The sequence below is a fragment of the Rhodopirellula baltica SH 1 genome (genome assembly GCF_000196115.1).
In the GTDB taxonomy this organism is placed as follows: domain Bacteria; phylum Planctomycetota; class Planctomycetia; order Pirellulales; family Pirellulaceae; genus Rhodopirellula; species Rhodopirellula baltica.
Genome location: NC_005027.1, coordinates 2,723,186 through 2,737,840 on the forward strand (window position 1 = coordinate 2,723,186; position 14,655 = coordinate 2,737,840).

12 protein-coding genes are annotated in these 14,655 nt (G+C 55.2%); 1 reads left to right on the forward strand and 11 read right to left on the reverse strand.

Annotated features, from left to right (window positions below; translation table 11 throughout):
- Positions 1-41: 41 nt before the first annotated feature.
- The 11 genes from RB_RS28080 to RB_RS10665 all read right to left on the reverse strand — a co-directional run bounded on the left by RB_RS28080 (position 42) and on the right by RB_RS10665 (position 13,181).
- The gene (locus RB_RS28080; protein ID WP_011120367.1) at positions 42-848 is read right to left on the reverse strand and encodes a glycoside hydrolase family protein; all 807 of its coding nucleotides are present in this window, start codon (positions 846-848) and stop codon (positions 42-44) included.
- A 42-nt stretch (positions 849-890) separates the two neighbouring features.
- Positions 891-2,474: a sulfatase gene (locus tag RB_RS28085; RefSeq protein ID WP_231846391.1), complete on the reverse strand. Its 1,584-nt coding sequence runs from the start codon at positions 2,472-2,474 to the stop codon at positions 891-893.
- A gap of 47 nt (positions 2,475-2,521) precedes the next feature.
- On the reverse strand, positions 2,522-4,195 hold the full coding sequence (locus tag RB_RS10625) for a sulfatase family protein (RefSeq protein ID WP_164921847.1): 1,674 nt from the start codon (positions 4,193-4,195) through the stop codon (positions 2,522-2,524).
- Positions 4,196-4,450: 255 nt separating this feature from the next.
- A complete protein-coding gene (locus RB_RS28090; protein ID WP_231846392.1) occupies positions 4,451-4,675 on the reverse strand; it encodes a family 16 glycoside hydrolase in 225 nt (74 codons plus the stop codon).
- Positions 4,676-4,696: 21 nt separating this feature from the next.
- Positions 4,697-5,170, reverse strand: a complete 474-nt coding sequence (locus RB_RS10635) for a hypothetical protein (RefSeq protein WP_011120372.1) — start codon at positions 5,168-5,170, stop codon at positions 4,697-4,699.
- Positions 5,171-5,245: 75 nt separating this feature from the next.
- Positions 5,246-6,259, reverse strand: coding sequence for a 3-keto-disaccharide hydrolase (locus RB_RS10640; RefSeq protein WP_164921849.1), 1,014 nt, complete (start codon positions 6,257-6,259; stop codon positions 5,246-5,248).
- 74 nt (positions 6,260-6,333) lie between these two features.
- Positions 6,334-7,707, reverse strand: a complete 1,374-nt coding sequence (locus tag RB_RS10645; protein WP_164921850.1) for a Gfo/Idh/MocA family oxidoreductase — start codon at positions 7,705-7,707, stop codon at positions 6,334-6,336.
- A 90-nt stretch (positions 7,708-7,797) separates the two neighbouring features.
- Positions 7,798-9,348, reverse strand: coding sequence for a sulfatase family protein (locus RB_RS10650; RefSeq protein ID WP_164921851.1), 1,551 nt, complete (start codon positions 9,346-9,348; stop codon positions 7,798-7,800).
- Positions 9,349-9,405: 57 nt separating this feature from the next.
- Positions 9,406-10,887 carry a sulfatase family protein gene (locus tag RB_RS10655; RefSeq protein ID WP_011120376.1) on the reverse strand — a complete coding sequence of 494 codons (1,482 nt, stop codon included), beginning with the start codon at positions 10,885-10,887 and terminating at the stop codon, positions 9,406-9,408.
- Positions 10,888-11,247: 360 nt separating this feature from the next.
- Entirely contained in the window at positions 11,248-12,396 is a 1,149-nt protein-coding gene (locus RB_RS10660) for an SGNH/GDSL hydrolase family protein (RefSeq protein ID WP_164921852.1), read from the reverse strand.
- 191 nt (positions 12,397-12,587) lie between these two features.
- Positions 12,588-13,181: an HdeD family acid-resistance protein gene (locus tag RB_RS10665; RefSeq protein ID WP_011120379.1), complete on the reverse strand. Its 594-nt coding sequence runs from the start codon at positions 13,179-13,181 to the stop codon at positions 12,588-12,590.
- A 319-nt stretch (positions 13,182-13,500) separates the two neighbouring features.
- Between RB_RS10665 and RB_RS10670 the strand changes: the two genes are divergently transcribed.
- The gene (locus RB_RS10670) at positions 13,501-14,640 is read left to right on the forward strand and encodes a lipid-binding SYLF domain-containing protein (protein WP_011120381.1); all 1,140 of its coding nucleotides are present in this window, start codon (positions 13,501-13,503) and stop codon (positions 14,638-14,640) included.
- The last annotated feature ends 15 nt before the right edge of the window (positions 14,641-14,655 follow it).

The window sequence follows — 14,655 nt, forward strand, 5'->3', positions numbered from 1 at the left end:
TCGCGGCGGAATATGTCGCCGATCAAATGACGGTGCACAAATCATTCACCGGTTTGCCCCAGAGGCAAATGCACGTTGAACGAATGCAGCTTTTCTTTGGTTTCCTCGGCCGCACAAAACAACACGGCAGGCTTGCCGTCTTCGAGGTACAGCTGCGGGCGTTCGAGACGGTGCACGGGCTGCTGCGTTCCGTCCGCCCATGGGATGATGCGTTCCGTCACCAATGGTGAGTTGGCTGGTTCCCACTCCAAACCGTCCATCGATTGAAACAACGCCAGCGAGTCACTGCCGGTTCCGTTGAAATGCCCCTTGTGGTCATTGACGATCGCCCAACACATCCCATCCTGGAACCAGATGTAGGGATCTTCCGCAGGAAAGTCGACTCCTGGAGCCGTGAACAAGGGTTTGTTCTGCTTTCGAAACGGTCCGGTCGGTGACTGAGAAGTCGCGGCAAGATGAACGACCGGGCCTCCAAATGGGATGCGTCCATTCTTACCGACCGCTTTGTAGATCAGCACAAACATTCCATCGTCCCGGCGCAAAATGGATGGGTTGCTGACCATCAACGCATCCGATGCTGATTCGTCTTCGCTGATATCGATCAAAGGTTCATCAAAACGTTTCCAAGGTCCATTGGGATGATCAGCCACCGCGACTCCAATGCGTTGGTTGTTGCGATGAATCGGATTCAGCTTTTCAGTCGCGTGTCCATCTCCGGTATTCCCCATGTGATAGAGGTAGTACTTGCCGTCAAATTCATGCACGGTCGGGTTGTGAGTGCACAAACCATCCCAAAGCTGCTCGCCGCGAGCGGGCAGGGCAACATCGACAAACCGGTAAGGTCCCAACGGATCATCCGATACCGCATGAGCAACCTCCGAATGAGTGACCTAAGCCATGTGCCCCAACCCTCGCGGCCAACGGCTGTAGAACAAATGGCAGGTACCATCGGAATCGCGAACCATGCTGCCGCCCCAGATGTAAAAATCCTTGTCGATGAACTTTGCTTTCGCTGGCACCGGCTCAATCATCGAGTGCAAATCCAGATCCGGCCGAGATCGTTCTCCTCGGGAGGCTTTCTCGACGGCTTCGTTTCGCGTGTTTTCTTCCTTCCGAACGTTAACGCCGTGGGCGTCGCTCCACTTCGGCGGCACGTTGCGGGCGTCCCAGGCCTCCATCATTCGAGATAGCCGAGCCACTTGTTCGGGGTGCTGCGCAGCCAAATCTTCTCGTTCCCAAGGGTCGTTCGCCAAATCAAACAACAGCTTCCGATCTTTGTAGCGACTGTCGATCAGCTTCCAATTGCCGTCGCGAACGGCATAGCCATACGAATCATCACCCATCGAATATCGCCAGAACAAAGGCCGCTCTGGCAAACGTTGTTTGTCATCGGTTAGCACAGGCAACAAATTCTGGCCATCGAGTTTGTCATTCTGAGATGGATCCATCCCCGCAGCCGCCAGTGCGGTGGGAAACAAATCGAGCGCCGTGATCGGCGATTCCTCTTTCATGCCACTCCGAACTGTTCCCGGCCAAGAAACCAAGAACGGCACCCGAATGCCGCCTTCAAACAGCATGCCTTTGTGACCTCGATAAGGAAAGTTCACCGCATGTTCACGCCGACCACCGTTGTCACTGTAGAAGATGATCATCGTGTTCTCGCCCAAACCCGATTCGCGAATTTGGTCGACCACTCGACCGATGCCCTCGTCCATCCCGGCCACCATTGCCCCGTAAACGGCACGGCCTCCGTACTCGATGTGGGCGGTCTTCTGCAGGTGGGCTCGCGTCGCGTGGTCAGGTGCATGCGGCGCGTTGTAGGCCAGGTACAAAAAGAACGGCTCGGTCTCATGCCGCTGAATGAACTTGACCGCTTCGGTCGAAAAGTCATCGGTCAAATGGGTCAACGTTTTGGGGTCGACCGGTTCGTCACCTCGGTGCACGCCCAATAAAGGATCCTTCATGCCCAAGTCACCCCAGTAACTGAATCCACCTCCACTGAAACCAAACCATTCATCAAACCCACGACGATTTGGCCAGAACGGTTTCGCATCGCCCAAATGCCATTTCCCGATTGCTCCGGTGACGTAGCCCGCTTCCTTCAAGGCATCTGCCAATGTCGTTTCCGAGAGCGGCATGCCCGGCGTGTCTTCGCCGTGCCACTGCGTATCCGGTTCCGGATTGGATCCGTGACCGAAACGTTGTTGATGGCGTCCCGTCAACAACCCAGCACGGCTGGGGCTGCAATACGGATGCGACGCGTAACCGTTGGTGAAGACCACACCCGATGCCGCCAGCTCATCCAAATGCGGCGTCGGGATCTCTTTGCATCCATTGAAACCAACGTCGCTGTAGCCGAGATCATCCGCCACGATCAAAACAATGTTCGGGCGATCCTTCGCACCGACAACCGACGTAGAAAGGCCGAGCAGGCCCACCAACAACGACAACAAAAGACGACTTCGTTTCAACATGAGAGCTTTGACTGGAAGAATGGGAATTGAATCGGCAACGAAGTCCATCACTTCGATTTGTAATTTTTCTCGCTATCGACCGTGTAGCGAAGCACCGCCGGAAATCCTTCGCCGCGAGCGGCCGTGAGTTGCTGCTTCCAAACGCTGCGAAGCGTCTCCAATTGAGTCTTCACTTCGGGATCGTCGATCAAATTGTTCAGCTCGTCCGGATCGCTTTCGAGATCAAACAGTTCTTCGTGAATGGGTTCCTCGCCACGCAAAGACGCTTCCGCATGATTCCGGTACACCGCGATCTCGTTGTCGTGGACGCCATAAAGCATGAGTGAAGACTTCATCCCCAAATCCTCGGCCACCTGAATCTTGACCGAAGCGGAAACGCGGTCGTTTCGGTAGTACCGAATGTACTTCCAGCGTTTGTCTTGCACCGCCTCGATGCGAGGGTTTCCAAAATGAGTCACCCAGAGGTTTTCCGTGAAAACGTGATCACGAATCGCACCGCCATCGCCACTCAATAAAGGCCGCATCGATTTGCCCTGAAACGTTGCCGGTGTTTCGATGTCGGCCAGATCCAGCATCGTCGCGGCAATGTCGATCGTTTGCACCAATTCGTTGCAGCGGGCTCCTTTCAACACAGTGGGCAACTCCGGATCGTAAACGATCAAAGGAACGTGCGTCGTTTGCTCGTAGCACAGTGCCTTTCCACCGAGCCCATGCTGCCCCATGAACAAACCGTGGTCGGAACAAAAGATGATGATCGTGTTGTCATCCACCCCTTCGGTTTCCAACTTGGTCCGCAAGTTTCCGATCAAACGATCGATTCCGGTCAGTGATTGCATTTGCCGGATGATGCGTTCTTTCAACAGTTCAGGCGTGTCGACAAAGTTATACCCCGTCTGGCGATCGCTCGCCCTGAGCACGTCTGCAGGCAAACGCGGCGTCTTGATGTCATCTTTGGCGACATAATGCTTCGGCAGCGGAATTTCGATGTCACGGTAGAGAGATTTGTAGATATCGTCGTCACTTTCTCGCTGCTGCATGCTGCCCGTTCCCGCACTGTGCGGCAGGTTCAAACAAATGCTCAAGCAAAATGGTTTATCAGCGGGACGTTCCTCCAGGAATCGCACAGCGCCGTCCAAGCGATGCTCGTACGAAAGGAAGTCCTCCGCCCCCTCATTGACGATTTCGACCTGAGTGTCGTACTCCGCTCCTTCGAATATTTTATGGACGGCTTTAGGATAGAAACGAATGTGTCCATGCCCCGCGTAGAAGTAGTCAAACGACTCTTCCATCAATCCGCTGTTGTAACCGTCTTTCCCGATCGGCGCGTGGTTCTTGCCGACATAGCCGGTGTAGTACCCGTTGTCTCGCATGACCACCGGGTAAGACTTGGCCCAGGCTTCCGGTGCGACGCTGGTTCCGGAGTTGAAGTTCACACCGTGCTTGCGTTCGTACTGGCTGAGAAAGATCGAGATCCGACTCGGCGTGCAGATTGCGCTGGTCACATACGCTCGATCAAAGAATATTCCTTCGCGAGCCAGTTGGTCAATGTTGGGCGTCCGAGTCAACTCGTTGCCATCACATCCCATCATGCCGTAAGACTGATCATCCGTCAGGACAAACAGAAAATTAGGCCGCGAGTCTGCACCCACCGCGTTCGATGAAAAGATCGCGGCGAATATCAAACACAAAGACGCGAGTATGAATGGAGATTGCTTTCTCATGGATTCATCTTGGAAGAGGGCAGGGGAGTGGATCGAAGCGGACAGGGACTGAGCGGAAAACAAGTGGCATAGATTTCCAACCTGTGATTGCGAGGAACACAGGCTGGAAGCCTATCAGCCTGTTGATTTAGTCGTATACCGAGTGACAACAATTAGCCGATGGGCGTTAGCCCCGGTTGGCGTCTGACTAAGCGTCGCTAACGCGGTACGGCTCATTAAATCAACAGACCGCTATGCCACACTTTCAATCGGGATTCACTCCGTCGCGAAAACTTTCAGGTTGTCAAAATCGATGGTGGTTCCATTCACCGTCATCCCAAATTGGGTCTTGGTTGGGTGAGCGAATCCGGGCGAGTCCAACGTGACCACTTGGTTGCCATCCAAATGCACGGTCATCACGGTTCCGCGAATGATCACTTCCAAATGATGCCATTCTCCTTGCTTCGCACTGATTTCGGCGGATGCCTGCGTGCGAGCCAACAGCGAATCCAACGCCTTCTGTTATTCCGGCGGCAGTGACTTCTGCTTGCGTTTCTCACGAACATCCAGGTTCATGGAGCCCAGTTTGTCATCGCTGATCGAGATCCGTTTGGGCGACACAGATGCACGCGCGACGTGTCCAGCGTGCACGGACTTTTCATTGTTGTCATCGATCACGAAGTTGAAACGACTCCCACCACTAAACCGGAAGTCAAACGACACATGAAGATCGCCAAACTCCATTTGCTTTCGCATGGTGGAACCATGGTCGTCCCGAACTTGTTCGCCAAACAAAACCCCGTCGCGAATGTTCCATCCGGCCTCCATCCCACGTCCGGTCCGGTATCCTTCGCCCAATTTCGAACGACCTTCGAAATCATCCTCGAATAAGACAGGTGTATCGGGCGCCGCCGAGGATGCATCGTCAGCGACAACCGCAGAAAGCGACGACAACACAATCGTAGTGAATGCGATGGAGAGCAAAGTTCGAGACATGGTTTGCGATGGGTTCGAGAATAGAGAGAGTGATGGAAGGACAATGGTGCAGAGGTCGGCACCTCGCTGAATTCGCTACGGGTCCGTTGGCGATCGTGGAACGATCCAAATGTTGCGGAACCGATTGGGATTGCCGTGGTTTTGAAGGTAGATCGGTCCTTCGCCCACCTCGGGTCGCGGCCCCGCCGGACCGCCGCCGGTTCCGCTGGGCAATTCAACTTGATCGTGAAGCAAGACCCCATTTTGGGTCACCGAGATGACCGCGGGCGTGACTTTCTTTCCGTTCTCAAATCTCGCCGCGGTGAACTCAATTTCCATGCTCTGCCACGACAACGGCGGCAAGCAGACATTCCAATCGGCTTCGCGAATTCCGTAGATGCTTCCGCACCAAGTGTTGACGGGTTTCAATATGTCCATGTCTTGCCAGGCCCGAGGATCGGGATCCAAACCGAAGTTGTCCGATATCTGGACTTCATAAGCCCCTACCGCAAAGACGCCACTGTTGCCGCGATGTGGATGGCTGATCGGTGGCTCGGGTTTCAAAGGGATCATGAACTCGAGGTAGAGCCGAAAGTCCCGGAACGTGTCCTTGGTTCGCGCCCCGGCTTTGAGAACGCCATCCTCAATCTTGCCATTCTGCCACGCCTGAGTGTTGCTGCCATCGAACAACACAATCGCGTCGGCCGGTGGCTTCTTTCCAACGACCGCTGCACTGCGATCAACCTTTTGCCAGCCCGCGACACGCGACTCGATCCCTTCGCGATCCAACCACTCGTGCACAATCGGTTTGCCAATCCATCCGGTGCCGGGGAACCCACCATCGTAAATGGAAACGTAGAAACGACCTTCGGATGGCGTGACCTGCATCGCCCGATCGTCTTGGACAAATTCACCCACAAAATCAAAACCATCCCATTCCATTGAGGCCTTGGCAGCGTCTGTCCAAACAGCAGCATCGGGGTACGGCTGAATCTTGGGTTTGCTTTGGGACGGGTGGTCCTCCGCCGATATCCCCAATCCGGAGCCGCAAATAATCCAGGCGCACACGATGTAGCGGACGTTGGGCAGCAGAGAACGATTCAAAAACATGGGTGAGATAACTGGGTCGGTGGAGAAACGCGTCGAAGGATATCGACTGGGCCAAAACGAAACGGCACGAGGAATCACATTTCGATTTCGTAGCCGGCTCGGTATGGTCGTTTCATCATCGCAGCGGCCTGTTCATCCCCCACGACACTTTCGGTTGCTTGATCCCACTCGACCTTGCGTCCCAACCGGCAACAGATACCGGCCAAGTGGCACACGTTGAGCATTTTCATGTGAGAATGCACGTCGGAAATCGGCAGCACTCGATTGTCGATCGCGTGCATGAAATTGGCCCAGTGTGCTGGACGATCGTTTCCTTCCATTGGCATCCCGCGATAGATTCTGGCAATCGCGTCTTCGGCCAGCGGGTTCGTCTTCAAATCCTCGACGGGTTTGCCAACCAGCTTGCCACGATTGACGAAGATTCGGCCGCGTTCGCCTTCAAACAAGATTCCGTTGTCAACGTCGTGGCGAATGTTCATCTCAACATCGCCATCCGCAAACGCCACCTTCAGATCGAACGCTCGCGCCGTGTTGTAGCGATTGTTTTGCAGCGGCATCCCATCTCGAAATTCAACATCGTGTTTCGCAGTCCCATCGACCGACACGGGATCGTTGTTCTGTCCTGCTGCCGCGATTCCCAACATGGCGATGTCGACGTGGTGGGCTCCCCAGTCAGTTAGTTTGCCACCGGAATGTTCGTACCACCAACGAAAATGAGTGTGCCCGTTGGTGTAATTCTTGTCCGACCGCTTGGCGTCTAACGCGTAGCGATATTCCATTTCAGGGCCCGGCCCCAGCCAACGATCCCAATCCAATCCCTCGGGTACCTCCGCCACCGGGATCTCTGGGCTCCATCCCCCCGCATCAATTCCGACGACCAGGCGTTTGAGTTTGCCGAGTCGTCCTTCCGCGATGATCGCCAGAGCATGATTGAACTTGTCAAAACTGCTGCGCTGCTGCGTTCCAACTTGCACAACACGTCCGGTCTGCTGCTGGACTTTTCGGACCAGTTTGCCTTCGTCGATCGTCAAAGTCAGCGGCTTTTCGCAATAGGCATCTTTGCCCGCCAACATCGCCTCAATCAAAATTTTCGCGTGCCAGTGATCCGGCGTTGAAATCTGAACCAAGTCGATGTCATCACGGGATAGCACCTCGCGATAGTCGCGAAACAATTCTGCTTTGCCATCACACAGCAACTCGTTGCCATATTTCAGATGCGTTTGGTCCACATCGCACAGCGCGACCAAGTCCGCGAATTCTTTGCCCACCGGAGCGGTTCGTGTCCCGTTCCCTCCCACCCCGATCAACGCAAATCGCTTGCGTTCATTCGGTGATTTGGCGAGAGATTGCCGAGCGGGCAATGCCCATGGAGTCAGGGTCGCCGCAGAAGCAACCCCAACGGTCTTCAAAAAATCACGACGTGAATTGGGTTGGCAAACTGTGTTCATCAAAGAAACCAAACGGAGTGGGGATGGAATGCGATCGTCAAGCGACGAAGACGGTTTGGTCAATCAGCGGATGCCTTGACCAGGACGGCGTCACTTCTTTTTCTTTTGATTTCGCTGCTGTTCGCGAATCGTCACGCCAGGTCGTTGCATTTTCGAATTCACATCGCGAAAAACCCAAGGTTCCCAAGCTTTGCGAGCGAGTTCCCATTGCGTCAGCGTGCGGGTCGGGTACCAACTCGGCCATCCGAATTTCTCGTAGTCGTACTTGTCCGCATTCGCGTGAGCCCATTCGTCCACCGAACCGGCAGGCAGCGATTCGGGGAAGACATCCAAAGCACGAAAGTCGTCGCTGACGCCTTGATCAAGGATCACCTCATTTCGCCAGCGGGTCAGTTCCTGAAGCATTTCCTCGCGAACACTGGCGTACTCGGGATCATCCGCGACGTTGTGAACTTCGTGCGGATCCGTTCGCAAGTCGTACAGTTCCAACTCTGGCTTGGACGCGGCGAAAAAGGCCGCTTGTTCGGGCGTGAGTTCACCACGCATGTGCTTGACGTTCATTTCGGCCAGCACCGGATAGGCCCCTTCCTTGTACTGGTTGTATTGGCAGTAGGCTCGCTCGGGCATCAAGTTGTGAATCAGCTTGAAATCAGCAGAACGGATCGCTCGCATCGCGTCGTGCGTTTCGTCCATTTTGTCTCGGGCCGCAAAGACGTACTGCCGATTCCGAACTTCGTCGCTGAACAGATTCTTGCCATGCAGCGGCACGGGTGCTTCGATCCCAGCGGCTTCCAAAATTGTGGCGCAAATGTCAATCGACATCACCAAGTCATCGCTGACTTCACCGGGCGAGACTTTTCCTGGCCAACGCATGATCATGGGAATGCGAATCCCACCGTCGTAAAGAAATTGCTTTCCGCGAATGTGACATCGACCATGATCGCCGATGAAGAAAACGATTGTGTTGTCAGCAAGGCCTTCGTCGCTCAAACGCTGCAGCAGTTCCCCCACCTCGCGGTCGACCAATTGCATCTGTTCCAAACCATTCGCCCAATCCCGTCTGACAAAAGGTGTGTCGGGGTAATAAGGCGGCAACTCAACATCTTCGATCGCGATGGGCCGCTGCGGGTCACGCTTCCACTGACGGTGAGTGCCACCGAAAGTGATTCGTGCAAAGAAAGGTTGTCCGTCAGCTCGTTGTTTCCAATCAGTTCCCCCGAACAATTCGTCCTTCCGATTGGGCACGAAATTGCAGTCGGTCTTGTAGCTCATCAAAGCAGTGAAGTAGCCCGCCTCGGCAAACAGATGCGGGATCGGACGAACGCCGTGCGGCAACGGTTGCTTATCATATTCGCGGTGTTGATTGGCACCGATGTAGTTCTGATGGAACCCCGTCATCATCGCTGAACGCGAGGTCGAACAAACCGGAGAAGTCGTGAAGGCACGCTCGTACCGGATTCCTTCGGAGGCCAGTTTGTCCACGTTTGGGGTGTGAATGCCTTTCGTGCCGTAACAAGACAGGTCGGCCGACCAATCTTCGATGGTGATCCAAAGGACGTTGGGTCGGTCATCCGCGAACGTGGAAACCGCGTTCACGGCACCGATGGCGAAAACCAAAAGAGCAGGAAGGATGTATTTCATGGGGAAACTGAAATGGGGTGGGAATGGTGGATGGAAAGGTCCGTCGATCAAGTGGGCTCAGTAGGCCCCGTTTGTTCCGAACATTTCCTTCTTGGATGGACGCGGGCGGACGCGAACGGAATGGTCTGGCTCGCCCGTCACACGGTCAAACTCATCTGGCGTTCGACGACTCGGCAGGTAGTCGCCGGTTCGCTCGGTCCAATCGGCGAGTGCTGACTGCAATTGAGCTCGTACAGATTGATAGGCGGGATCATCCAATCGGTTTTGCAATTCCCCCGGATCACGCTGCAGGTCATAGAGTTCCCACTTCGCGCGAGGTGAGCTGAAACAAGCCTCCTGCTCCGGCGTGAGTTCTCCTGCGTCATGCAAACGCAACATCGCTTGCCAAGTCAGGCCTCGTCCCGCGTCAGCGGATGGTGTCGGAGGCAGATCGACATAGTCGTTGCGAATCAATTTGTATTGCTGCGTCGCAACGGCGCGAGCGTGATCCTCGTAGTCGTGCCAGTGATCTTCCGCGAAGACAAATTCGCGATGCGGTCGCCTGCTGTCTTTCAAAACCGGAACAAAGCTCCGACTGGATGCAGAGAACGTTTCGCTGCCTTCCACACCAGCCAATTCCAGGAATGTCGCACCGATATCGACCGCGCTGACCAAGGCCTCCGTTGTCTTGCCACGCTTGACTTGATCGGGATAGCGAACGATCCACGGAGTGCGAATGCCTCCGTCGTAGAGCGACGTCTTGTCCCGAGGAAACGGACGTCCATTGTCGCTGATGAATAGAATGACCGTGTTGTCAGCGACACCTTGTTCGGCCAGCTTCCGCATGACCTTGCCGACGTAGGAATCCAGACGACCAATCTCGTCATAGTAAAGCCGCAGGTCTTCGCGAACATCAGCCACATCCGGAAGGTGAGCCGGAACGATGACATCATCGTGCGTGTGAGGTGGATCCAATGCACCGTCGTTGTATTCGCGGTGTGGGTCCAGAGCCGCCAACCACAGGAAAAACGGTTGATCTTTAGGACGTTCCTCACAGGCTCGCTCCCAATCTTCGCATCCGCTGGGCTGCGCCGCGATCATTTTCGCGGGCTGGCCGTCTTTACCGGACGGCAAAACAAAACCAGCTGTGGAGGCTTCATAGATTTTGTCAAAGTGGTCGCGAACGGCGTCACCCATGTGCCACTTGCCAGCCGCGGCGGTGTAGTAACCGGAAGACTGCAGACGTTCGACAAACGTGTCACTGTCATCGGGCAAAGGCCAATGCAGTTGTTCGGCACCGGTGTTGTGCGGGTACTTGCCCGTGATGATGCTCGCACGGGACGGGCTGCATGAATTGGTGGTCAGGTAAGCGTGCTTGAAACGCATGCCTTCCGCCGCCAGACGATCAATGTTGGGAGTTCGAATCGCTGGATGCCCATAGGCTCCGCAATCGTCCCAGTTCATGTCATCCGCGATGATCAGAACGATGTTGGGAGGGGACTGAGCCATCACGGACGAGGTGAGGCAACAAGCAAGCAAAGCAACAAAGAATCGGTGCACGAGAATCCAGCGGAACAGAGGCGGGCAAACGTTCGCAAACTCGGAAGAATGCAAACATCAACGATCAGGCCTCGATACAAAACGCATTGAACCAAAGGAGCGCGTCACGCCCTTGGCAACATCAAAGCGTTACTGATCAAGCCTTCAACGGCCCGTCAGTCTACACCGATTCAACAAATCTCGCGCCGGTTTGACATCAACCAAAATGAGTTTTCGATGACTTCAAACGTATAGATCCTAAGCGGAATCAATCGATTTCTCTCCGCTCATAAAACCAGCGTGTGTCTATACATTTCTAAACACTGCGCTGGCTTGCTTCCACTTACCTGCCCCAAGACTTCAAACAGTCACATCGGGCTTCTACTGATTTCCCATTGCTTTGCGAAGCACGGGATCAAACACGTCGGCCTGACGCATAAAGCCAAGGTCGCTGGCGTGAGAGCCATCGGTCGCGCCGTCGCCATCGGTTCCATACAGTTCATCGCCAGCGATGTAGTGCAGTCCAGTCACACCGTCGGCCAACAGGGTTTTGTAGGCTTCTTGCAAAGCCTGATGATTCGCGGTGTGATGAGCATCACGTGCGGGCAAGATCCAACTGTTCGTGTTCCGGCGATCTTCCACCAACACAATCGGCGTGTTGGGCTTTGCCTTGCGAATCTGCTTGACCAACGGAACGCATTTTTCGGACACCATCGCCGCGTTCATGTTGGGCAAGCAGTCGATCACATAGACCGCAGCGTCGACTTGGACCAAGAACTCTCCGACTTCAGCATCCATCTTGCCGTTGCCGGAAAAGCCAAGGTTCACGACGGGCTGATCAAAGCGACGGCCCAAGATCGCGGTGTGGACCATTCCGGGGCGACTGGCACAGGCACCGTGCGTGATGCTAGTTCCGTAGAACACGATCGGCTTCTCACGTGTCGGCAACTGTTCAAACTTGCTGTCCGGTGAAACTCCAATTTTCAAAGACTCGATCCCGTTGTACAGCGGAAGGTACGCGGCGTACTCTCGCATCCCCGGTGCCAATGAATCGATGACCTTGGTTTTGACCTCTTGCGATGTCGGGCGAGTGACCTGCACCCAACGCCAATTGCCTTCCCCGTCGCGAGCATAGAAGTCGACGCCGCTGACTCCGGTTGCCGGCATGTGCGGCATCGCCAGATTGCTGTTGAGCAATTTGTAGTGAGCGTGAAGGGCAGTGGAATCTGTTTTGAAGCGAACCATCATGCCCGCCGAATGACGACTCAGGTTCCAAACGTTTGATGTCACCGAACCGTTCGCGGACGCCGGGAATCGATCGAACCATCTCGCCCGTTCTTGATCGGGCAAAATTCTGCCTTCGATATTCTGTTCCGCCACGTCGTACCATGCGACGCCGCCTTCGACCGTTCGCCCGGTTGCCATCTCCGGATCCAACTTGCCTATCGAGCCGGCAACCTTCTCTTGAGCCTCAACCGGGACGACAAACCAAGGCAACACAGCGACGAGGACGAACCAACGAATCTTCATCTGGAAAAACTTTCTGATGCGGGGCAGGGGAGGGGGGAAGGCGATGGATCCCATTGCAGATCAATCCCGCTTCGTTTGCGATGCAAAGAAGCGGCTGACTAACATAGTCGCCCCGACGCTCTCCATGTCGGCCGGGAAAACGGAGCAGGGCAGGGCGGCTTTGTAGGAACAGGCCCCTGAGTGCACCTAGCTCACCCCTGGTTGATCCGGCTTCCCAATGATTTCAACCGGAATGCAAACGCGATCATTGCGATGCTGGAGATGATCGCCAACGCGCCCAAAATCCTGACCAGCGTCAGCCCGAATCCCATCGGCGCGACCAACAGAGCGATCCCAATCAACACGGAAAGGATGCCGGCCAAGATCAACCAACCTTCGCCTTCAATGTGCCGGCGGTCTTGAATCGCGGCCGCGATCTCGACCACACCGGAAACGACCACCATCGCACCAATGACGCTGATCACAATCGTCGCGGTCAATCCAGCAACCAACATCGGATTGGCAAACACAAATGTGCCGGCCAAAACTTCGATCACACCTCGAACGATCGTCCCCGTTCTTGACGGCGTGTCACCAATGACTCCCGCGATGATCGCCATGACACCATCAAACGCCAAGAAGAATCCGGCGACCTGAGCAAACGTTGCCAATGTCATCCCGGGCTGAAACAACGCATAGATCCCGAGAACCAAAAGCAACAAGCCTCGGATCAGCGGCAGCCACCAGAGCGACGCCACATCCACCAGCACGTTCCTCATTGCGTCCTTCGGTTCTAAATCAGACATGCTTCGATTTCCCTAAGTCTTGAAGTTGGTTCGCGTGCTTGCTGAGCCAAGCTGGCTATGCCGATGTGATCTCGCTCAGCCTTTCGCGACAGTGACGACTCCAATCTTCCCACTTTAAGAGCAGCAATCCAAGCGACGAACGAGTTTTCACCAATTCGGTCGACTGGTTTTTAAGGACACGGTTCGGCACAACTCAATGAACTTTGATGTTCTTCGCGGAGAGCATTCTTTCTCAATCGTGGGGCAGGGCACGGCGGATGGAGTAGCCTGAATCTGGATTGGGCTCCACAATGGCACGGGAACCGCGTCGGTCGCTGCAATGCGATGTTCAATCGCAGCGGTCGCAACCAACTCACCCGATCAGAAGTTCACGACCGAAATCGATCTCACCAAAGGAATGTGCACGATGGAGCCTTCGACCCAACCGCAATTTCGTTTTGCTCGCCGGATCGCGATGACGACTGCCATTGTGCTGATCGGATGGACGCAATCCGTGACCGCCCAGCTCATCGAAGAACAAACCATTCAGTCCGCGACGGCGGTTTTGAATGAAACCATGTCGACGCCGCTGAGCCAAATCCCCGCACAAATGTTGCAGGACTGCCACGGGGTTGCGATCGTTCCCAATGTGATCAAAGGCAGCTTCATCGTTGGGGCTCGACACGGCAAAGGACTGCTGTTCATCCGTGATCCCGATGGAACTTGGCACGCCCCGGTATTCATCACCCTGACGGGCGGCAATGTCGGCTGGCAAGTCGGCGTGCAAGCTTCCGACATCATCTTGGTCTTCAAAACAGCGCGCAGCGTGCAAGGCATCTTGTCGGGCAAACTCACGCTGGGTGGTGACGCATCCGCGGCAGCGGGCCCGGTCGGACGCCAAGCCGCCGTGGCCACCGATGGGCAATTGCAAGCGGAGATCTACACCTACTCTCGCAGCCGCGGCCTATTCGCCGGAGTCTCCATTGACGGAACGGTGCTTCGAGTCGATCAAGTCGCGACGGGTATGTACTACCAAAGCCCCGCTCCCGGCCAACCGGTCGTGATCCCACCTTCGGCGGCCCAACTGACGCAAACCATCGCACGCTATGCGGACCAACAGGCCCAGGTCACTCCGCCGGAACCGCAATCACAATTCGCTCAACAATACCGAAGTGATCGACCAGCGGTGCTGCAAGATCAGTTGCTTCAAATCGCTCCGGAACTATTCAAGCTATTGGATCCTCAATGGACCGCTCACTTGGCACTGCCACTGTCCGCCAACCCGAACGAAGCCCCTGATCCAAAGGCGTTGGCAGCCACAGTCGCACGCTATGACCAAGTCGCTCAAGACCCACAGTATGCTTCCTTAGCAGGACGTCCTGAGTTTCAATCCGTCTACAGTCTGTTGAAGCACTATCAACACGCGCTGACCCCCAACGCCCAAACGATCCAGCTTCCACCACCACCGGGCACTCGTTGATTATCCTCGAATCGA

Coding starts and splice junctions, on each gene's coding strand:
- RB_RS28085 (WP_231846391.1), bottom strand. CDS start 2,474: ATGTTGAAACGAAGTCGTCTTTTGTTGTCGTTGTTGGTGGGCCTGCTC.
- RB_RS10625 (WP_164921847.1), bottom strand. CDS start 4,195: ATGAGAAAGCAATCTCCATTCATACTCGCGTCTTTGTGTTTGATATTC.
- RB_RS10635 (WP_011120372.1), bottom strand. CDS start 5,170: ATGTCTCGAACTTTGCTCTCCATCGCATTCACTACGATTGTGTTGTCG.
- RB_RS10640 (WP_164921849.1), bottom strand. CDS start 6,259: ATGTTTTTGAATCGTTCTCTGCTGCCCAACGTCCGCTACATCGTGTGC.
- RB_RS10645 (WP_164921850.1), bottom strand. CDS start 7,707: ATGAACACAGTTTGCCAACCCAATTCACGTCGTGATTTTTTGAAGACC.
- RB_RS10650 (WP_164921851.1), bottom strand. CDS start 9,348: ATGAAATACATCCTTCCTGCTCTTTTGGTTTTCGCCATCGGTGCCGTG.
- RB_RS10660 (WP_164921852.1), bottom strand. CDS start 12,396: ATGAAGATTCGTTGGTTCGTCCTCGTCGCTGTGTTGCCTTGGTTTGTC.
- RB_RS10665 (WP_011120379.1), bottom strand. CDS start 13,181: ATGTCTGATTTAGAACCGAAGGACGCAATGAGGAACGTGCTGGTGGAT.
- RB_RS10670 (WP_011120381.1), top strand. CDS start 13,501: ATGCGATGTTCAATCGCAGCGGTCGCAACCAACTCACCCGATCAGAAG.